Source organism: Vibrio sp. 10N.222.51.C5 (assembly GCF_041474575.1).
Lineage (GTDB): Bacteria > Pseudomonadota > Gammaproteobacteria > Enterobacterales > Vibrionaceae > Vibrio > Vibrio crassostreae_C.
Window position 1 is genome coordinate 1 of sequence record NZ_JBFRUJ010000069.1, and the last position, 20,607, is coordinate 20,607.

Here is a 20,607-nt window from a genome sequence, read left to right on the forward strand (position 1 = left end):
AGGATTAATTATATTTGTTGAATGATTGACTTTAATTTATTCTGTTACGAAATTTAAATAATTAAACTTTAAGGTGGGATATTTAAAATAGGGAAAGGATGATTTTTATCATGATGTGTTGATTAAAGAATTTTAATGGAATTATTATTGACATATGTATCAAATATGTGTCTATGTGAATATTAATCGGCTAGTGATGAAAATAAGATATGAATAAGGTTGCTCTTATACCGTGAGCACTGCCTAAAAGTATAAGCAGCAACAAGTTAGATCAATTAGTGTTATTTTTGAGCAAATGTTAGCGTAACCACATGATATTCAAAGATCTGTTGCGGTGGCTTTGTGTTAACTATGGAAGCGTGCAATCGTTGAGTATTTAACATGCACCATCAAGCACCACGATCTGTGGTTCTTTTTCTGGCTGATAAAGCACCTGACAAAAGTCTCCTTCTGGCGAATAGGTGTAGTTTTCGGTGTCGAAAGAGATGGCGGCTACTCTTTCTGCATTGCTGCCAGAGTCTACTTCTTTGTTGATGACATGAAGCTCTGTTGCGTCGATATTGAGCAGTCTTCTTAGTGAGTCAACATAGGCGATTGGGTAACCATGACAAACGTAGTAGGTCTCAATCTCCGTCTTTTCAACATAGTTGCACTCATCCTCAACGCCAGCAATCGCTGACTTCGCGTAGATCATATCGATACCCGTGCGAAGGTTACCAGCCACATCATGTATTTTACTCGCCCGAGCACTTCCTTGAACGTCTAAGAACTTGACCATAGCTGTCGCCGAAACGATCGCTAAAATTAATACAGAGATGATGAGTTCTAAAAGAGTGAAGCCGTTTTGTCTGTTCATGGTTACCGATTATTTGATCTGCTAAAGGGACGGAATGAGGGTAATCTAAATACCAAAGTCATTACAGTTAGTGGGTATAATGGTTTGGTGTTTTATTGTGTGAATTTCTAAGTAATTTTCTTTATAAACAATAGCTTAATTATTTCCTCTTACTGTTAAACGCTATGTAAGCATACGTAAGCGTACACACCCACAGCAGCCGATTGTTTAGGAAGCATTCAAACGACTTAATTTATTGATAAATAAGTCTTTAATTGTAGGATTGTCGACCATTCAAAAACTGACTTTCGACTTCATTTGAGGGAATTGGTTTACTAAATAAAAATCCCTGAAGATACTGGTATCCACAATCGATTAAGAACGCTTTATGCGTTTCGGTTTCGACACCTTCAGCAACCACTTTTAGCCCCAATTTTTCACAGATAGCATGGGTGGCTTGGACAATCGCTTTGCTCCCTTTGTGTGAACCGTGGACGAAGCTTTTATCGAGTTTCACGGTGCTAATCGGTAAGTCATGCAACATCGACAGTGACGAGTAGCCTGTGCCAAAGTCATCAAGGTGAAGCTCTACGCCCAATTTAGAAATATCGCTTAACGCTTGCCTGACTTCACCATGCTTGAAGATCATGGAAGATTCGGTGATCTCAAGGGCGATGCTTTGAGGTTGGATATTGTAGAAGTTCAACATTGCTAATAGCTGCTCGGCAAAGGTCGCGTGCATCTGAATACTCGAAATATTGATACTCATCATCAACTCACTATCAAACTCACGTTGCCATATCGATAGCTGTTTGAGTGCAGAGTTCAGAACCCATTTCCCGAGCGGTACAATCTGCCCCGTCTCCTCCGCTAAGCTAATAAACTCATCAGGGCCTATGTTACCTAGCTCTTTGTCTGACCATCGAAGCAAGGCTTCAAACCCTTTCACCTTGTCGCTGTTGGTGTTCATGATCGGTTGATAGTGAAGGTTGAGATCGCCGTTTTCTATGGCGCGTGCCAGTCGATGGCGGATCTCTACTTTGCGATGCAGGGTTTGTGCTAAGTCTGGGGTAAACGTTTGGAAGCGGTTTCGACCATTCGCTTTTGCAAGATGCATCGCCATACCCGCTTGCTTTAGCAATGTTTCTTGGTCAACCGCGTTATCAGGGAAATGCGCGGTACCTATGCTGCAACCGACAGATAAACTGCCGATGCCTCTGATATGGAAACTTCGGTTTAAGGCATCAATGATGCGAGAGCAAAGTAGTGGGATATTTTGATTTCGGCAGGTGTGGGCAATCACAATGAATTCGTCGCCACCAAATCGCCCTATCATGCATTTCTCATCAACCAACTGTTTAAGGTGTTCACCAACCTGTTTGAGTAGTTGGTCTCCGACAGTGTGCCCATAAGTGTCATTAACTAATTTGAAGCCATCAAGGTCGACAAACATCAATTCAAACGGTGAGCGATAGGCAATGCTGGTTTCTAGAAGGTTGCTGATCCCACGGCGATTATAAAGCTCCGTTAAACAGTCGTGTTCTGCGTTGTATCTGGCTTTTATCAGCTTCTCTTCTTGCTTTGTTGTACAGGTTAGGTTTAGCAGCAGTTCGCTTTTATCAAAGAGCCACTTTCCTTGCACATCAAAATGGTGTGCTCTGAAGGAGGAAACCTTGATAAACCAAGGCGCACCGGTTGTTGGTTCTCTATTCTGTAAACGTGTATGTACAAAAGTGATTACTATGTTTTGCGTACGGTAAATGTAGGGCTCTGATTCCAATATTGATGATCTATGACCAGTATATATACTGCCTTCGCTTTTAATAAATACTGGTGATAGGAATGTCGAAAACCAAAGTGCTCATTGTTGAAGATGACCAAGAGATAGCTCGTCTAACGACGCTTTACCTCGAAGCTGAAGGTTACAATGTTAGCGTTGTTCATGAAGGGAACTTGGCACTTGAAGCGATCCGTAGTATTGAACCTGATTTAGTGCTGTTGGACTTGATGCTTCCAGGGATGAGCGGCGCGCAAATTTGCCGTCAAGCCCGTGAGTTTTACAATGGAATGATTTTAGTGCTAACGGCTTCCGCCGATGAAATGAGCGAGGTCAGCTTGTTTAAATTTGGTGCGGACGATTACGTTGCCAAACCGATTCGTGGCCATGCCTTGTTAGCGCGAATTGAAGCGTTATTGCGTCGAGCGACTCCCGTAAAAACTGCGCAAGAAACTACGGCTGAAAAACAGTGCGATATTGTAATCAACAGCTCTGCTCAAAGTGCCACGCTCTACGGCCAAAACCTCAAGCTTACTTCTGCTGAATTTGAAATCTTAAACCTTCTCGTTAATAACATCGGTCAGGTCGTGACTCGAGACCAGTGCTGTCAGTTATTTAGAGGGATAGATTACGCGTTCAACGACCGCTCGATTGATATGCGCGTGTCTGGGTTACGCCGAAAGCTGCGCATTCACGCAAAAGACAAACAGTTGATTCGTACGGTTCGCAACAAGGGGTACATGCTGGTTGCGTAAGTTCATTGCTACGAAGCTTCGCTCGGTTTCGATGTTTGCTCGCTTATACCTTGGGATTGTGACTGGGATGTCGGCAACGATATTTTTGTTCTTGAACCTTGGTGAGGGGTACATGCGACGCACCGAGATCGAAACCTTCCTCAATGATGGCATCTACTTTGCGGAGCAGTATGTTCGTCAACACAATCAAGAAAACTCACTCTATAAAGAGCTCGATAGAACAGGCTACCAACAATTTTATATATTCAATTTACGCCTGTTGGAGAATTGGTCGGGCGAGGCGCCTTGCCAACAATGTGAGTTATACACAACCTTAAACGGTGTGCCGATATATCTAAGTGATGACAACCTCTATTCGACCGTGTTTCAGCTACCAAACTCTAAATTCAGTTTTGGGTTCAGTGAGGTAGGGGACTTTTTCTCTCCTGACATTGAATGGTACGAAGACTCAGAACGACACTTTTTGTTAGGGCTGTTGTTGGCTGTGATTGTGGCGATTGGAGCAAGTGTTTACTTACCTGTGAGGCGTTTTCAAGAAAGAATAGAGTTGCTCGTCGAGAAGCAGAAGCAGTTTGGTAAGGGCAAGCTTAGTACTCGATCTGACATGGACGACATCCATCCTGTTTCTGATTTGGCCAGCAGTTTTAACTTCATGGCTGAAGAGATTGAGAGTAAAGTAAAACAAAGTCATATCTTCGCTCAAGCTATCCCACACGAAGTACGAACTCCGTTAAGTCGTATTCAGCTGGCGACCGATATATTAAGAAGGGGGGCTCCCGATAATCATCAGGTTCTTTTCGATGACATTGATACCTACATTGAGGATATCAACGAGCTCACGTCAGAAATCATCATGCTTTCGAAGTTGAATGTCATGGATAACTCTTTCTTTGAGTTGGTAAAAGTGAGAGCTAACCTGCTCGAATATTGCTTAGATCGGATTCGCTACTCGGAGTTGGAGAACGTGACCTTTGACTCTAAGGTTCAGAAAAACTGCACGATAAAATGTGACTGTTCAATGGCGCGCTTGGTGTTCGATAACGTTCTCAAGAATGCGGGTAATTACACACAAGACAAAGTGTGGATGACGCTGGATGAGAACTCAGAAAACTGGCTGGTGGTGATTGAAGATAATGGTTCTGGAATACCGGAGAATAAGCGTGATGAGGTATTCCTACCGTTCTCTCGATTAGATTCAAGCAGAACTCCGACCACCGGTGGATTGGGATTAGGCCTCGCGATTGCTCTATCTGCGGCTAAAAAGCTTTCTTGGGATATCAAAATCGACGACAGCAACTATGGTGGTGCCAAGTTCAGTATCGTGATTCCTAAGATCGCATAAGATGGAGCCTTAAGAGCTGTTCAGGCTCGTCAAATAATAAAGCCACGGACTTAATACCGTGGCTTTTTCATATTCCGATTTACAAGCGAGTGACCGCTTAGTTACTACTGCTTAGAGCTTAGAGCTTAGAGCTTAGAGCTTAGAGCTTAGAGCTTAGAGCGATGAAGGCCATAAATAGCGTGGTCAATGATGCGACCATTCAAGTTTTCGTTACGCGTGATGATACCTTCTAACGTGAAATGTAAGCGCTCACAAACCTTACGGCTGCTTTGGTTACCGGTTGCGGCTGATATCTCTACCTTTTCCATATCTAACTCATTGAAAGCAATATCAATCAGCTTCTGGACAACGCGAGTCACAATCCCCTTTCCTTGGTATGTCTCAGATAACCAATAACCTATGGTCACCTTTTGCTTATCATGATCAATGGTATTGAAACTACAGTTACCGACGACCTTGTCTTGATACACGATTGCACAAGTCATGCTTTTCCCTTCCGCATAATCGTGTAGCGAGCGTTGGATGAAGATCCTAAAGTCTTGCTCGGTTTTACAATGTGGCGGCCACACGAGCCATTGGCTTAGGTACTCATTCTGGCTTTGTGAGATTTCCGCGTAGTGAGAAGCGAAGCTCTCTTCAACCAATGCGATGGAGAGTTCGTTGTCGATAACCGTTTTAAACATGTCTTTCCTTTTCTTATGGCTGCTTATTTAAGCGAATCTTAGTCGGCAGGCTATAATGTCGCATGATTCTTAATATGCAACCACCTGTAGCACGAATTTTTCGTGATACGTTAGTTCTATCACGAAACTCATTAAACCTTACAATAGTTGTGTATATAATCATTAGCTATGCATTAGTATTAGCGGTCTAAATATATAAAAACTATAAAAATGCTAGGCTTAAATAATGAATCAACATTGCCAGGATGTGACCGTGGACCTAAGAAAGGCTCTATTCGGTATTGCTAAGGCGCTTGATAACGTCGGTTTCGAAAGTAAAAATCATGGACAGAGAGTGGGCTACATCGCGTATCGATGTGCTCTGAGTGTGGGGTGGGAAGAAGAGCAAGCGCAGCTCGCGTTTTCGTTAGGCTTGATTCACGACTGTGGTGTCTCGCAAATTGATGAACAGCTCAGCTTAACGTCTGGGTTTGTACCCGACTCGAGCTACCACCATTGTCAAAAGGGCTACCAAATCTTAAAAGAGTGCCCGGTTCTTTCTATATTCGCTAAGCCGGTACTTTATCATCATACTCCGTGGTCTGAGCTAAAGGCTATTCATATCAGCGAGTTAGAAAAAGAGCTAGCTGCCATCGTGATGCTTGCCGATAGGGTCGATTATCTATACGGCATAACCTCTTCTGATCGTTATGGAAACCTAACACCCGATGGCAAAGCGAGCATCATTGAACGTTTGACTGAACAAGCGGATGAGATGTTCGAAACCAACCTTGTTCAACACATGTGTGAGTTGGTCGATCTGGATGATTTCTGGTTTTCTATGGAGATCCCATACATCGAGAACATGAGGGATAATTTTGAGCCTGTGCCCTTTTTCTCTCAACAGATGTCGTTGGATGAGACGGTGGCCTTTGCCGAATTTATTGCCAACGTTGTTGATACCAAAAGTTCGTTTACCTTTAAGCACTCGTTGAAGGTTGGGCAGCTTTCAGAATACCTCGCTAAACAATTGGGCTATTCCTACACCACTCAGCGCAAACTCTATCTGGCTGGATTGGTCCATGATATCGGTAAACTGCAAACCCCTAATGACATTCTGCATAAGCCGGATTTACTTACTGAAGAAGAGTATTGCTGTATTAAACGCCATGCAACGGACACTCGATTCGCATTGCAGGAGTTGTTCAGTTCACCTCAGGTTTGTCAGTGGGCATCTAATCATCATGAAAGGTTAGATGGTTCGGGTTACCCAATGGGCAAAACGGCGGAAGAGTTGGATCAACCCAGTCGAATTGTTGCTGTGGTGGATGTGTTTCAAGCGCTAACTCAGTCTCGACCTTATCGTGGAGGCATGACGTTAGAAGAGACTCTCGTTATTTTGAGGGACCACGTTGATAACTTTAAGTTGGATCGAGAAGTGTTTGAGTGCCTTAATAAACACGCGCAATATTGCTTTGAATTATCGACAGATAAAAGAATGTACGCATTTTAACGCCACTGAATGCTTTCTAGGTGTGATGCCTTCACTCATATTCGATGAGAAATGACCAAGCACCAGAAACAGAAAAGCGATAGCCGAGGCTATCGCTTTTTTCATGGGGGCTTATCAGGATCTTTATATCGAGATTAGTATCGTTTTAAGATCTCGATGATCGCTTGCTCAGTTTCCGCTGCGATGATGGCATCAATGTCATCATCATTTTGGAACAACTCTGATAGCGCCATAATCGTATGGATGTGGCTATCTGAGTCCATCGCAGCCAGAGTAATCGAAAGGTAAACGTCACCGTTGTCTTCTGACTCTAAATCAACACCCTTCTTGAATACCGTTACTTGCAGTGATGCTTCGTTTACACCATCTTCAGGGCGAGCATGAGGCATCGCAATCTTTGGTGCCAGAACATAGTACGCGCCAATGTCCTTATGTTTTTGCTTGATAGCTTCAACATAGCTTGCTTCAATTTTGTTGCTCGCTAGCAGTGTTGAACAAGTCACATCAATTGCCGCATCAACCGTTAGGTTTTCTTCAGAGTTGATGATAATGCCTTGGTTACCAATTAAATCGAATAAGCTCATGAAACAATCCACCCTAGGATAAGACCAACAACACCGAAGTCGAAGTCAGCAAACGTTGTCGCTTCAAGACCAAGGCCACCCAGTACTGGAAGCAGTAGCATTGGTAGGAAAGAGATACACAGACCTTGCGTGAACGAACCTAGAATTGCACCGCGTAGACCGCCTGTCGCATTACCGTAAACGCCTGCTGCACCACCTACGAAGAAGTGTGGAACGACGCCAGCTACAATGATTGTCCAGCCAAGCGCGCCTTGAACTGCCATTGCTAGTAGGCCAGCAGCGAAAGAACAAAGGAAACCGATAAGTACCGCGTTTGGTGCTACAGGGAATACCATAGGGCAGTCTAGAGCAGGTTTTGCGCCCGGTACTAGCTTGTCAGAGATACCTTTGAATGCAGGAACGATTTCAGCAATCAGCATCTTCACACCTTGCAGTACGATGTAAACACCACCGGCAAACACAAGAGATTGCATGAAGGTGAATACTACCCAGTTTTGACCGCCTGATACTGTTTCAACAAAGTCACCGCCAGCAACAATTGAGGCAAACATAAAGAAGATAGCCATTGTTGTTGCTACAGCAACTGGCGTATCACGCAGGAACATTAGGCTTTTAGGTACGTTGATGTCTTCTGTTGATTTTGAAGTGTCACCAAACTTGCTACCAATGTAACCCGATACTAAGTATGAGAACGTTGAGAAGTGACCCATCGCCAACTGATCAGTACCCATCACTTTCTCTGTGTATTTTTGAGCAAGTGCAGGCATGATAACCATCAGTGAACCCACAATGATCGAGCCGATTGCAACGAGAGCAGTGCCTTCGATGTTAGCTGTAGACAGGATTACCGCTACCAGCATAGACATGAACATTGTGTGGTGACCCGTTAAGAAAATATATTTTAAAGGTGTTAAACGAGCCAATAAAATATTCACAACGAATGCGAAGAACATAATTAGAGCCATTTCATAACCGAATGCTTCTTGTGCTAATGCAACAATTGCTTCGTTATTTGGAATAACACCACTTACGCCGAATGCTTCAGTAAATACAACAGAGAAGTTATTTAGTGCGCCAACAAGAGCGCCAGCACCAAAACCTAAAATTAGGAAACCCATTACGGTTTTAATTGTGCCTTTTAGAATGGTAGAAACATCTGCTTTTTGTGCAACCAGGCCGATAAAAGCAATTAAACCTACCATGATCGCCGGCTCTTTTAATAAGCCGAGCATGAACTCGAAAAAGTTTTGCATAATTTTGACCTTACATGAAAGTTTTTAGTTGTTCTTCAATAGATGCTTTGTCAAAAATATTTTTAAGGCTGATGATATTCTCTTTACCAGCGTCTTTTAGTTGGTTTGCAACGTCTGTTGCTGCAACCCAAATATCCGCATTGCTTGATGCTGCAGATGAAAGATCTTCGTGATCAACTTCTGCTTCGAAACCGATTTTTTTAGCGACTTCTTTTACTGCCATTTCCATCATTAGAGAAGTACCAAGGCCGTTACCGCAAACTACAAGAATCTTTTTCATAATATTTGTCTCAATTGGATTTTAGGGGTTGAGAAACTTCGTTCTCTTATTGTGTGAGAGCATAGTAATGGAAGTATTCAGATTTCAATAAGATCCCCATCACAAAACTAAAATGAGATTGTGATGGAGATCTCGTTAATTTGTAGTAAAGATCCAGAGTGAGACTTTGATCAAATTTAACTTTTCACTCGAATATGCAACGTATTTTATTGAGAAAGGCAGGCTTAACTAGTTTTTATATTAGAATATAAATCTATAGAGGCTTTATTGTTGAAAACAGAGAGTTAATCGTATCGACCGTAGTCAGTAAGCATTTTCTTAAGCATGCTATTAACGTCTTTGGTCTTTTTATTTCTTTTAGTCAGTTCGCTAAGAGAGGTTGGTTTTGGGGAGGCAATATTTTCACTGTCGACTTCTTCTGTTTTATCTTTCATTTTCTGTACGGCAGGCAATAACATTCTAATTTCTTCGTTATTGGCATTGGTCAGTACCACAATATTTTCAGATTCAACTTGAGTAATGGTTAGTATCCCGTGTTTAACCGATTCAACCTTTTCACCAATCATAATTGATTCAGGCGCGACAGAACGATCGGTGAGTTGACCTGTACGTAATTTCGCCGCACTGATAGCGCGGATATTTCCAGTATTTTCAAACGCGACAATAACAGTATAGGTATTATAATATTCAACTACTGTCACATAGCCGTGTCTATTTGTTTTGAATCTAGCTCCATTGTTCATGTCGTGCGGAGCTTCCATTTTCTTCACGTGTTTCCTCTCTTAGTCTCGATGGCTGTTATATCTAATCAGCTCTATTGGTATTTTATAGATAATTATTTGGTGAGGTCATACAAAGTATATACGCATCTAAACTTAAGATGAATCTTGAAGTCTCGGGAAATGAGGCAGAGCACAGAAAAGTAGTAAGAATCACACAGAATTAACCGAGTGATTACGCTCACACACTTAAAGACTTAACATTACAAATTCAACTCCCTACAGATTGTTTACAGTTTTGAAGCTCGAAAACGACGACAAACAATACATTTTGCTTAATCCTTGATCGCGCGATCGTTTGCGTTAAAAAATGTGATGAAAGTCTCACTTAACTGTTTATACTTCTCTTCCGGTTTTAAGCCGGTGCTTAGCCAATACAAGCCGTCACATGGATATGTGAATGACCCCACGGACCGGACCAGCTACGTTCCACTGCTTGTATAAGGTGATTTTTTACATGAACAACTCGTTGTTACATTCGCTAACCCTGTTAGCTCCTTCATCGCGTAGCGTTTTGCTTGCGGTTCTTTGTCCTGTTCCTTTGATGTCATTTGCTTGGCTCATGTTCACTCTTTAAGGATTACTAGGACACATTATGAATATTCTATTTGGTTTTGTCGGTGTTCTTGCACTGATTGCTTGCGCGTACCTGTTATCTGAAAGTCGTTCTTCAATTAACTGGAAAACGGTCTCTCGTGCACTATTACTTCAAATCGGTTTTGCAGCCTTAGTCTTGTATTTCCCATGGGGACAATTGGCGCTAACAAGCCTAAGTAATGGTGTTTCTAGCCTGCTTGGTTTTGCAGACGTTGGTATCGCATTCCTTTTCGGTGACCTTGCTACTGAAGGCTTCATTTTCGCGGTTCGCGTGCTTCCAATCATTATCTTCTTCAGTGCTTTGATTTCTGCGCTTTATTACTTAGGCGTTATGCAAAAAGTGATTCAAATCTTGGGCGGAGCGGTGCAAAAACTGCTGGGTACAAGTAAAGCTGAATCTCTGGTTGCTACAGGTAATATCTTCCTTTCTCAGGGTGAGTCTCCTCTTCTTATTCGTCCCTTTTTAAAGTCTATGACTCGTTCGGAACTGTTTGCTGTAATGGCAGGTGGTATGGCGTCGGTAGCGGGTAGTGTACTTGGTGGTTATGCTGGCCTTGGTGTTGAGCTTAAATACCTTATCGCTGCAAGCTTTATGGCGGCTCCGGGCAGTCTGTTAATGGCGAAGATCATTGTTCCTGAGCGCAGCACACCAAGTGATTACGACCATATCGAACTAGATAAAGCTGACCAAAGCAACGTGATTGATGCATTGGCAAGCGGCGCGATGAACGGTATGAAGGTTGCGGTAGCGGTTGGTACTATGTTGGTTGCATTCGTGAGTGTGATTGCGATGGTCAACACTGGCCTAGAAAGCCTAGGTGAAACGTTCGGTTTTGCGGGTATTACGCTACAAGCTATCTTTGGTTACCTGTTCTCGCCTCTTGCATGGCTGATCGGTATCCCAAGTGACGAAGTATTGATGGCGGGTTCTTACATCGGTCAGAAGATCGTTATGAACGAGTTTGTTGCTTTCATCGACTTCGTTGAGAACAAAGCTCTGTTATCTGAACACAGCCAAGTGATCGTGACTTTTGCTCTATGTGGCTTTGCTAACATTGGTTCTATCGCGATTCAGTTAGGTTCAATCGGTGTTATGGCACCAGAGCGCCGTGCTGAAGTTGCAAACTTAGGTTTGAAAGCTGTAGCTGCTGGTACGCTAGCAAACCTAATGAGTGCATGCTTAGCGGGTATTTTCATCCTGCTTTAAGCTATATTCAGTTAAAGCGGACACTTTGCTTACGGAGTTAACGTAAGGAGGGTGTCCGCTTTTTTGTGCCTGTTAATCAGGCGAAATCAGGTTTTGGCCGTCGACTGTGATTTGTCTATCGTGAGTAAAAGCTCACTCGGAAGAGTAATAGAGCCAGTTCCTTTTATCCGATATACTTGAATATCATCAGGTTGCGATTAATAACATTCGGCTTCGATTAAGAACATTCGATTTCGATTGAGAATATTCGGTTCCGACTAAGCATATCCGCTTTCGATTAGGAACAATGGCAACCAAGCTAAATTAATCAAGGGTCTCTCCATGAACATTCGCGTTCTCATCGGTCTTATTGTTACCTTCATTGGCTTGTTTGCGATGGTTTACCTAATTGCTGGCGGCGCTCAGTTTCCTATCTACCAGTGGCCAAAAGAGGCTTATCTCGGTTTGGTGTTCAGCGTGGTGTGGGGGGCTGGTGTCGCAGCGTCTGTAGCGTATTTCTTCTCGGCATTGGTGTTTGTTACTGTCGCCGTGGTTTGCTATGCGATCGGTTATAAAATCGGTGGGCTCTTTTCTTCAAGTTCTAAAGCTTAATCTTATCAAGGTGTGCTGATGTTCATTGAAGTAGGGCTGATTTGAATGCACTGGCTCGATCGTTGGAAGGTGTATCGCTATCATCGGAAACAAACTAACCGCTCGAATGGCGACAAGGCTAAAGCTTTAGGTTGGACTAGCGAAGAGAGTCAATTGTGTCGCTTTGAAGTAATCGCTCGTGCGGCGGACTTCGAAAAGAAGAGTGTTTTAGATTTGGGTTGCGGCTATGGCGAGCTGTTTGAACTGCTCGACAGCATCTATCGTATTCAATCTTATACCGGCGTTGACCAACACGCAGGCTTTCTTAAGAAGGCGAAGCAAAACTACACAGAAGATCGTTGTCAGTTTTTGGCGGGTGATATGAGCAAAATGAACCTTGAGGCGCACGACATTGTCATCGCTAGTGGTTCACTGAACTACATCTCTCGTGATTCTGATTATCTGACAAACATGATTACTCGCATGTATGAACTGGCGAATCAGACGGTGATTTTTAATCTTCTCAACTCAAGCCAGTATCCTTCGCGTAATACCTTGATGAGTTATCACCCTCAAGGTGTCTATCGTTTCTGTAAAACGCTCTGCGATGATGTCTCTTTAACGGAGGGCTACGCAGAAGGGGATTTTACGATAGTGATGAACAAAGCCGTGTCAGGAGCTTGATGTCGTCTTTGTTTTTATCTTTACGCAGGTTTTGATATTAACAACTTTTGATACGAGTACTGACGTAGTAAACAGCAAAAAGCCGCAGCCTTGAAAGGTATGAGGCTTTTTGGGTTCTATGATGAACCTAGGCTAGGTATGTTGCTAGTTCTTCGGTGGTTGGTTTTTAATGAGTCCGTAAGGGATGTTAGTAAACACCTTAGGGTTGCCTTCATAAGTCGGCGCTTCATTCACTTGCTGCCAATCGAGTAGCATGATTGCTAACACGTTGCGGTGTTCACCGTACTCAAGATCAAAATCACCAGTGATAGAAGGGATCATGCCTTGTTTCTCATCGATTGAAGCTTGAATCGCGAGTCGAGTTTTCTCTAGAACTGGGTCAGTTTCTAAACCTGCCAATAAGAAGGTTAATCCAACCTCAGCAATCACATCTTCTTTCGCACGCAGCAGAATCGTATCGATGTTTTCTCTGAAGTAATCGTAGATCCATTGATGGTCTTGTTCGCTTACTTGATGTTGGTAATATTCTGAATCACCAAAGATCACATGGGTCATACCATAGATCTTATTGCCGTATTGCTGGCTTGAAAGCTTCCTGTCTTGCGAATCTGGGTAGGCTTTTTTGAAGGTATCGACAAACTCATCAACGACATCCTGCTCACCCAGTTGGCGCAACCAGTAAACCTGATTCGCTAATTGAGCGGCCCACGCTTTCACCATGTCTTCATTGGTCACGTATCGTGAGAAGTCATAGCGACGAATGATTTCGCGTAGCTTGGCATCGTTCTTGTGTTCTAAACCGTATTCGTTAGCACGAGCCATAGAGCCTAGAAGGTCAACACCAAGGTAAAGGTATTCAGGCATGTGCTTGGTGATGTTGTAGCGTCGAATACTGCGCTCATCGTTATCACCAATATAAGATGCAACTCGCTTCTCTGAGTAGAGTACGATTTGTTCCATGGTTTGAACGTCATTCGACAGGGTGCTGAGCTTGCTTGCCACTCGAGCCATGTCGCTCCACACCGCCGCTGAATACTTATCGTCTAATGTTTGACGATACATGCGCAGCCCGTAGTGACCTTCTTTGAATGCAGGCAGGGTGTAAAGCTGGCTTTCGTAGGTGGTGCGAATTAGGTCTGCAGATTGCTTGAAAGATTGTTCTTGAGAATTGAGCGAATCTGCTTGGGATTGAACGTTCACTGCGGTTGGCGCTTGAACGTTTTCTTGTGCGTGAACGGCAACCGAGGCTGATAGCAATGTACACAGTGTGATAGTTTTTAACTTCATGTCGTGAGGTACCAAGCTGATTATTAGTCTATGTAAAATAACATTGATGAATCCTTCAATGTAAGCGTTGAGTCAATACAATGTAAGCTTTATAAGGTTCACTAACCCTTTTTGATTAAACCATTCGTTTAGTAAAGAAGTTTGAAGTGATGGATCACTCAATATTTGATAGATAGTCGACGTCAGTATGGATTTTTAATGACTTAGCGGCATACTGGGGCAATAAGCCAGAAATGAGCCGTTATAAGGCAGTATATAGAACAATAGTGTTAGAGGTTCGTAAATGCCAAGTGGTTCTAGCAAGCAGTGGTCTGCCAGAGTAGTAGCTTTTCTTTTTTTTCTTGCGATAGTAAGCGCAATTGAGTTCTTTCATGCCAAGCAATTAACTTTTCTTAAAAACGAATCGTATTCAGAGGCAAAAAAGCAACTATCCATTATTCGTTCTCGGATCGAAGCCGCGATCGTGTCAGATATGTATATCCTCAATAATTTCTCGACCTTAGTGACCATCAACCCCGATGGAGAGGTAAAAAATTGGGATAAGATTGCAGAGAATATCATTCAAGATGGCTTCCATATTCGACTTATCGGACTCGCCAAAGACGACATTCTAAATTTTGTTTACCCGATGGAAGGTAATGAGCAGATTCTCGGTATTAATTATCGTGATCACCCAAATCAATGGGAGTCTGTTGAGATAGCCCGTAATTTTGGCAACACCTTTATTGCTGGTCCTTTTGAGCTGTTTCAAGGTGGGCAAGCCCTTATTACACGTACTCCGATCTTCCGAGATCCGCCTTTTAATCAAGATTATTGGGGTGTCTCCAGTGCTGTTATCGGTTTAGATGAGCTGTTTGAAGATGTTGGAATCGGCAAGATCGAGAACAAGTATGAATTAGCAATTCGTGGTGCAAACAGTTCAGGGAAAGATGGCGCTGTCTTTTATGGTACTCAGGATGTGTTCGATAATGCGTTTGCCACTGAACAGGTGAGTTTTCCATACGGGGGTTGGTACCTTGCTCTCTCCGGTAACGAACATGTATTGATGGATGAGCCTTGGTATCGCATCCAAGCGGTAAGGCTGGTGGGCTACTCCATAATATTAGTGCTGGCGTTTGCTTTCTTTACTATTTATCGCCTTTACCGCATTGCAGATAGCCGCTCTATGCATGATGAGTTAACGATGTTGCCGAATCGTCGATACTTCATGTATAGCCTCAAGCAGGCCTTCAAAACCACTCAAAAACAGAGAGCGAGAACCTTTGCTGTTGTAAATATCGACCTCGATGGGTTTAAAGCAATCAACGACACTTATGGTCACGCGGCAGGCGATCAGGTATTGATTGAGTGTGCTAACCGCATCAGAAGTGAGCTGCGTGTTTCAGATATCGTCGCAAGGATAGGCGGTGATGAGTTCTTGGTCTTGTTGCCACGCATTATCGATGATCAACACGTATCGTCGATCGTGACTAAACTACGAAAGGCGATATGCTCGGCACCAGTTGTGTACGACGCGCACTCTATTTATCTCAGAATTAGTGTGGGTTGGGTTATTCACAATAACAACTACAATGATGTCGATGCGCTCTTAAAAGCCGCTGATGAAAAAATGTACGAACAGAAGCGACAAGTTATCTAGGTTGAATTTTAGCTGCGATTAGAATTTAGTTGCTGAATGGGGGGAAAAGCCTCAGAATATCGCGCTTTGCTCCGTATCAATGTATTTGATGAGCAAAAGCTGAAGCAACGCACTTTTTAACGTGTTGCTCATACTAAATGTTATTCAACTGAGAAAATAATCTATGAGTTTTACCTCCCTTGGCCTTTCTGAACCGATCCTTAAAGCTATTGAAGCACAAGGTTACGATAAGCCATCACCAATACAAGAGAAAGCCGTGCCAGCTGTCCTAACGGGCAAAGATGTTATGGCCGCTGCTCAAACAGGTACAGGTAAAACTGCAGGCTTCACGCTACCTATTCTTGAAATGTTATCGAAAGGTACTCGCGTACGTCAGAACCAAGTTCGTGCGCTCGTGCTAACGCCAACTCGTGAGCTTGCTGCGCAAGTGAATGGCAGCGTAGTGAAGTACGGTATTAACTTACCGCTGACTTCGACGGTAGTGTTTGGTGGTGTGAAGATTAACCCTCAGATGCAAAAACTGCGTAAAGGTAGTGACGTGTTGGTGGCAACACCTGGTCGTCTACTTGACCTATACAACCAAAATGCAGTGCGTTTTGACCAACTAGAAATCCTAGTGCTAGATGAAGCGGACCGCATGCTAGACATGGGTTTCATCCGCGATATTCGTAAGATCTTAGCTTTCTTGCCTAAGAAGCGTCAGAACCTACTGTTCTCAGCGACGTTCTCTGATGATATCCGCAGCTTAGCGAAAGGCTTGGTGAACAATCCTGTTGAGATTTCAGTAAGCCCTGCAAACTCAACGGCAAAAACGGTTGAGCAAAGCATCTACCCAGTAGACAAAAAGAAAAAGAGCGCAATGCTAGCGAAGCTAATCAAAGATAACGATTGGCAACAAGTGTTGGTGTTCAGCAAGACGAAACACGGTGCGAACAAGCTTGCTCGCTTCCTTGAAGAGCAAGACATCACTGCTGCACCTATCCATGGTAACAAGAGCCAAGGTGCACGTACTAAAGCCTTAGAGAACTTCAAAACAGGTAAGGTACGAGTACTTGTTGCAACTGATATCGCCGCTCGTGGTATCGATATCCCGCAACTGCCTCAAGTAGTTAACTTCGATCTTCCTCATGTATCAGAAGACTATGTACACCGTATCGGTCGTACTGGCCGTGCAGGTGAAGTAGGTAAAGCGATTTCATTGGTTTGTGCTGATGAAGTGGGTGAGCTGTTCGGTATTGAACGCCTGATTCAACAAGTGCTAGAGCGTCGTGAACTGGAAGGTTTCTCTCCAGTAAATAAGTTACCTGAGTCTCGGTTGGATTCACGTCCAATCAAGCCTAAGAAACCGAAGAAAGCAAAACAGCCACGTGAACATGCTGATGGTCAACGTTCTGGTGATAACGCTCGCGGGCACAAGCCAGCAGGTAAGAACAAGCGTCATGTAGCTGGTAATGGTTCGGCTCCAAAGCGTAAGCCGACATCTGGTAAGAAACCTGCTGAAAACAACTCAGCTGCGACAACTGAAGATAAATCAGTAAGAAACAACGGCAGCAACTTTAAACGCGGTAGTGCGGGCAATAAACCTGCTGCAAATAACGCAGGTGCTCAGAACACTCTGAGCAAACCAAGCGGTGCGGGTAAATCTAACGGTACTGGTAAGCCAAACAACGCGGGTAAACCTGCAGGCAAACCTAAGAAGTCTGGTTACGGCGGTAGCTACGGCCCAAGCAAGTCGTCAAATAAGCCGACAAGCAACAAACCTTCTACAAACAAACCGTCTCGAAGCCGTTCTAAGCCAGCTCCTCAGAAGTAATCTTTTCTGAGATATTGAAAGAGCAACGAACATGAGTCGCTTTATAAAAAGGCGTCTCGTGGGTTAAGTTCTTTCTGTCATAGAAATCGAATAAGCGCGAATATTGAATCTCAATGTTCGCGTTTTTTTATGGGCGTTGTTTATGTTGAGTATCCGTATAGCTTGAGTAAGCTAGGGGAGGTTTATTGCTGTTTAAAGTGATTGAATCTAAGGGAAATATGACATTTTTGGGAAGGGTAATGAATCTTTAATGATTCATTAATAATAACATAATCACTAGCGTTTTTGTTGAATTTTGCAATTTGCAATTCCAGTTTGCAAAACAAACAAGGATATCCGGCCGATACGTGTCCAGATGCGTAGTAAATACGTGTTTTAAAAGTTGGCACGCATGCTGCATTAGTAATGGTGACCCTTCTTAAGCCGAGGGTCACCTAGCCAACTGACGTTGTTAGTGAACCTTTTTTGTTCACACAAAATATATGACCAATCACCCTTATTGTGATTGGTTTTTTTTTGCCTGAAATTTAGGTTCTATTTTTGTTATTACTTTTTTACTCACCACACTTAGAGTAACAGCTTGGTTGGCGTGGGCATTCTCCACCTCTGGAGCAGATAAGCCTCGCCTCTGTCTCAATCCCACGTTCAATCCAATTTATATTTAGAATCTTGGCTATTGTCGTGAGATCTTTTTTGATGTTACGCGGAATTGCCACAGAGCCACCATTGTTAACGCATGACGCTTTAAGCTGCTCTGCTATGTCTCTTGAATTACCGCCTTGAGCATCAATCGCAGGGTTGAGATCTATACCAGCACACAACACACGATTGTTACCCGCAGGATCCGTCATATTGATGGATTCACAGCAGTAGATTCTTGGCTCATCACCCACGTTCAAAATGGAGATTTGAGCCGAGCTTCCCGCTCGAGGTTCTGATAATCGACGGAACACAGCCCAATGTTGACATGGGTCAGCGACCGTTCTCATATTTCCCCAAGGTAGCGGAATCCCGTTCCCGCGATATACCGCCTTGAGTTTCCCCGGCCCATAAGCATCAAAGTAGTGCCAGTGGGGGTAGGGCGATACTACAGTCATTCGACGCATCGCAACAGAGGGGGAAACCCCTGCTCTTTTGTGAACGTCGATTTCGTAACCAGTGCGGTCAAGTAGCTGCCTAAACGGGACTTTCGGGCACAGAAGTGCGCCAGCAAAGAAGCTGGATTCAAAGTCTCGCCATGCTTGAAGAATATCTTGGGAGTTGAGCTGTGAAGAGCCTGATACCTGGTTGTCGTCCCACGTGTTGTTGTTACCGACCGACAACACACTCTTTAGGCCTTCTTTGCTGTGCAGAATGCAATGACCGATATAAACCGAAAGGTCGTATTTCAGACGAGTTGGATACTCTTTAAGAATCTCGTTTAAGAAGATAGTACCGGGAGGCTCAAAGAAGGAGGTCACTAACTGCTTAGCGTTAATTCCGAGCTCATCGACGACGTCTTGCGGCGTGCGCGTCACCCAGCGGATGTTGATTCCTAGGCTTCTAGCGATGTCTATCAGGTCTTCTACGCTGAGGTTAAGACGTTTTAAGCCTACCTCTTCCGCAGCGCGCTCAAGGTCAGGGAAGTGGTTCTGGTTGCTCTCTTGGTGTGCTCGAATCAAGAGGTGCGCAAACTGGCGGCCTGAAATGCCCGTTTGTGACAGCATCTCAGGAATCGCAATTTGCAGGATGTCGTTTGAGAATAGGAAGCTCGGCTCGAGCGCCATGCCACTTATCCCACCACGATTCCCCTTATCAGGAGCAATGGCTTGTTGTTCAGATTCGTCGTCGAGGAACCACGTCGGATTCTTCTGAAAGACCTGTGCAATCACTTCCAGCATATCGATGCTCGGAACCCGCTTTCCACGTTCAATCATTGAAAGGTAAGAAACGGAAGGAGCACATTCTGGGTCGATTCTAATACAACGCGCAGACAGGTCTTCCATCGTTAAATGGTTACGTTTTCTTAGGTTACGTATTTTCGTACCTAGGAAATGTGACTGACGAACTAAACTTTTTGACAAGGCCATATTTGTAAAATTCACATTGTAAAATTTTTGTTGTGAAATTGTATGTAAAAAAGCGCTAATCTACAAACTAAGCAATTCACAAAATGACAAATAAATTAAACGTTAGTTTGGAATAATTGCTCTAGGACACATTTTTGCTGTAGAAATCGGTGGTTATCACCGGACTGGTCAAGAGGGAAAGACTATGAATATGCTTACATTCGATAAAACAGAAATCCAAAAACAATCAAAGCCATTTATCGCTGAAGCTGTCTTTGCCGTGGAGACAATCAATGCTAATCAGCAAACTGAAAAGCAAGTGAAAGCAAAGCAGCTGCTTGATCGACTATTCCCACTAGAGAATGGCTCACATCAAGACGTAACCAGCTACGTAGTCGATTACCGCCATATTATGGCTTACTTTAAAGACGGTCAGCACAGCGGTCTGAAGCACCCTAAGCAGTTTGTAGCGTACATGGGTGAGAAGAACGACCCAGACTCTATCTTGTTTCGAGATGGCAGTGGCAGCCACTTAGAGGTGATGTTTGGTTGCCACAAAGGGACAGGTTGTATTGAGCTAGTAGAAATTGATGATATTCAGTTGGAATCATGCACCACGTTTGGCCAATCACCAATGGAAGCAACAACCACAATGCGTGAAGAGACCATTGCAGCGATGCGCCACTGGATCAGTTTGATTCAAGGTGACGCAAAGGGTAAACCAAAGGCATGCAGTGAAGATAAAGAGTTCAGAGCAAAGAGTGGTGAAGACTACTGCTTGAATTATTGCTTCCAGATCTAACGGTGAATCCTAGTTATACCAATTAAAGTAAAAATGTGATCTAATTAAGATTGATGAATTATTGTGAAATTTAGCCATGGATAGCCTTAATAACACTGACTTCAAAAAGCTTGCGAGCCAGCAAAAAACCATTCAGATGAAGATGCGTTTACTTGCGCTCGCACACTTTAAAGACGGCCT

The 20,607-nt window shown here is 43.5% G+C and carries 17 protein-coding genes and 1 pseudogene; 9 read left to right on the forward strand and 9 right to left on the reverse strand.

Translation table 11 applies throughout. The features are described 5' to 3' along the window. Nucleotides 1–376: 376 nt before the first annotated feature. Together AB4558_RS19830 and AB4558_RS19835 are read right to left on the reverse strand one after the other, a co-directional pair. Nucleotides 377–856, reverse strand: coding sequence for a type II secretion system protein (locus AB4558_RS19830; RefSeq protein WP_017060589.1), 480 nt, complete (start codon nt 854–856; stop codon nt 377–379). A gap of 250 nt (nt 857–1,106) precedes the next feature. After that, a pseudogene (locus AB4558_RS19835) lies at nt 1,107–2,495 on the reverse strand (putative bifunctional diguanylate cyclase/phosphodiesterase); the annotation flags it as partial. A 182-nt stretch (nt 2,496–2,677) separates the two neighbouring features. Between AB4558_RS19835 and AB4558_RS19840 the strand changes: the two are divergent. Both AB4558_RS19840 and AB4558_RS19845 read left to right on the forward strand, forming a co-directional pair. After that, on the forward strand, nt 2,678–3,367 hold the full coding sequence (locus tag AB4558_RS19840; protein WP_372159035.1) for a response regulator transcription factor: 690 nt from the start codon (nt 2,678–2,680) through the stop codon (nt 3,365–3,367). Continuing rightward, a complete protein-coding gene (locus tag AB4558_RS19845; protein ID WP_372159036.1) occupies nt 3,360–4,709 on the forward strand; it encodes a sensor histidine kinase in 1,350 nt (449 codons plus the stop codon). Before AB4558_RS19840 ends, AB4558_RS19845 begins: the two co-directional genes overlap by 8 nt. Nucleotides 4,710–4,855: 146 nt before the next feature. Here AB4558_RS19845 and AB4558_RS19850 read toward each other — a convergent pair whose 3' ends face one another. Next, entirely contained in the window at nt 4,856–5,392 is a 537-nt protein-coding gene (locus AB4558_RS19850) for a GNAT family N-acetyltransferase (RefSeq protein ID WP_017064876.1), read from the reverse strand. A 226-nt stretch (nt 5,393–5,618) separates the two neighbouring features. On the opposite strand from AB4558_RS19850, the gene AB4558_RS19855 reads away from it, so the two are divergent. Continuing rightward, nucleotides 5,619–6,884 carry an HD-GYP domain-containing protein gene (locus tag AB4558_RS19855; protein ID WP_052879978.1) on the forward strand — a complete coding sequence of 422 codons (1,266 nt, stop codon included), beginning with the start codon at nt 5,619–5,621 and terminating at the stop codon, nt 6,882–6,884. 134 nt (nt 6,885–7,018) lie between these two features. On the opposite strand, the gene AB4558_RS19860 is transcribed toward AB4558_RS19855, so the two are convergent. The 4 genes from AB4558_RS19860 to AB4558_RS19875 all read right to left on the reverse strand — a co-directional run bounded on the left by AB4558_RS19860 (nt 7,019) and on the right by AB4558_RS19875 (nt 9,762). After that, complete coding sequence (locus AB4558_RS19860; RefSeq protein WP_048612869.1) at nt 7,019–7,468, reverse strand: PTS sugar transporter subunit IIA; 450 nt, start codon at nt 7,466–7,468, stop codon at nt 7,019–7,021. After that, nucleotides 7,465–8,721 (reverse strand): PTS ascorbate transporter subunit IIC, encoded by a 1,257-nt coding sequence (locus AB4558_RS19865; RefSeq protein WP_017064873.1) that lies wholly within the window; start codon nt 8,719–8,721, stop codon nt 7,465–7,467. Before AB4558_RS19865 ends, AB4558_RS19860 begins: the two co-directional genes overlap by 4 nt. Nucleotides 8,722–8,731: 10 nt before the next feature. Next, nucleotides 8,732–9,001: a PTS sugar transporter subunit IIB gene (locus tag AB4558_RS19870; RefSeq protein WP_017064872.1), complete on the reverse strand. Its 270-nt coding sequence runs from the start codon at nt 8,999–9,001 to the stop codon at nt 8,732–8,734. 284 nt (nt 9,002–9,285) lie between these two features. Next, the gene (locus AB4558_RS19875) at nt 9,286–9,762 is read right to left on the reverse strand and encodes a hypothetical protein (RefSeq protein WP_029235263.1); all 477 of its coding nucleotides are present in this window, start codon (nt 9,760–9,762) and stop codon (nt 9,286–9,288) included. 613 nt (nt 9,763–10,375) lie between these two features. Here AB4558_RS19875 and AB4558_RS19880 point away from each other — a divergent pair. The 3 genes from AB4558_RS19880 to AB4558_RS19890 all read left to right on the forward strand — a co-directional run bounded on the left by AB4558_RS19880 (nt 10,376) and on the right by AB4558_RS19890 (nt 12,838). Then, nucleotides 10,376–11,584, forward strand: coding sequence for a NupC/NupG family nucleoside CNT transporter (locus AB4558_RS19880; protein ID WP_017060598.1), 1,209 nt, complete (start codon nt 10,376–10,378; stop codon nt 11,582–11,584). Between the two features lie 321 nt (nt 11,585–11,905). Further along, nucleotides 11,906–12,175 (forward strand): hypothetical protein, encoded by a 270-nt coding sequence (locus AB4558_RS19885; RefSeq protein WP_017064869.1) that lies wholly within the window; start codon nt 11,906–11,908, stop codon nt 12,173–12,175. A gap of 45 nt (nt 12,176–12,220) precedes the next feature. Beyond that, entirely contained in the window at nt 12,221–12,838 is a 618-nt protein-coding gene (locus tag AB4558_RS19890; protein WP_017064868.1) for a class I SAM-dependent methyltransferase, read from the forward strand. A gap of 144 nt (nt 12,839–12,982) precedes the next feature. Here AB4558_RS19890 and AB4558_RS19895 read toward each other — a convergent pair whose 3' ends face one another. Continuing rightward, entirely contained in the window at nt 12,983–14,125 is a 1,143-nt protein-coding gene (locus AB4558_RS19895; protein ID WP_372159037.1) for a DUF3541 domain-containing protein, read from the reverse strand. A gap of 283 nt (nt 14,126–14,408) precedes the next feature. Between AB4558_RS19895 and AB4558_RS19900 the strand changes: the two genes are divergently transcribed. Both AB4558_RS19900 and AB4558_RS19905 read left to right on the forward strand, forming a co-directional pair. Beyond that, nucleotides 14,409–15,764 carry a diguanylate cyclase gene (locus AB4558_RS19900; protein ID WP_017066497.1) on the forward strand — a complete coding sequence of 452 codons (1,356 nt, stop codon included), beginning with the start codon at nt 14,409–14,411 and terminating at the stop codon, nt 15,762–15,764. Nucleotides 15,765–15,927: 163 nt separating this feature from the next. Beyond that, entirely contained in the window at nt 15,928–17,577 is a 1,650-nt protein-coding gene (locus AB4558_RS19905) for a DEAD/DEAH box helicase (RefSeq protein WP_017060608.1), read from the forward strand. 554 nt (nt 17,578–18,131) lie between these two features. Here AB4558_RS19905 and AB4558_RS19910 read toward each other — a convergent pair. Further along, nucleotides 18,132–19,661 carry a DUF3612 domain-containing protein gene (locus AB4558_RS19910; protein ID WP_081090203.1) on the reverse strand — a complete coding sequence of 510 codons (1,530 nt, stop codon included), beginning with the start codon at nt 19,659–19,661 and terminating at the stop codon, nt 18,132–18,134. 169 nt (nt 19,662–19,830) lie between these two features. Here AB4558_RS19910 and AB4558_RS19915 point away from each other — a divergent pair, with 169 nt between their 5' ends. Further along, nucleotides 19,831–20,427 carry a malate synthase gene (locus AB4558_RS19915; protein ID WP_017060610.1) on the forward strand — a complete coding sequence of 199 codons (597 nt, stop codon included), beginning with the start codon at nt 19,831–19,833 and terminating at the stop codon, nt 20,425–20,427. Nucleotides 20,428–20,607: the final 180 nt, after the last annotated feature.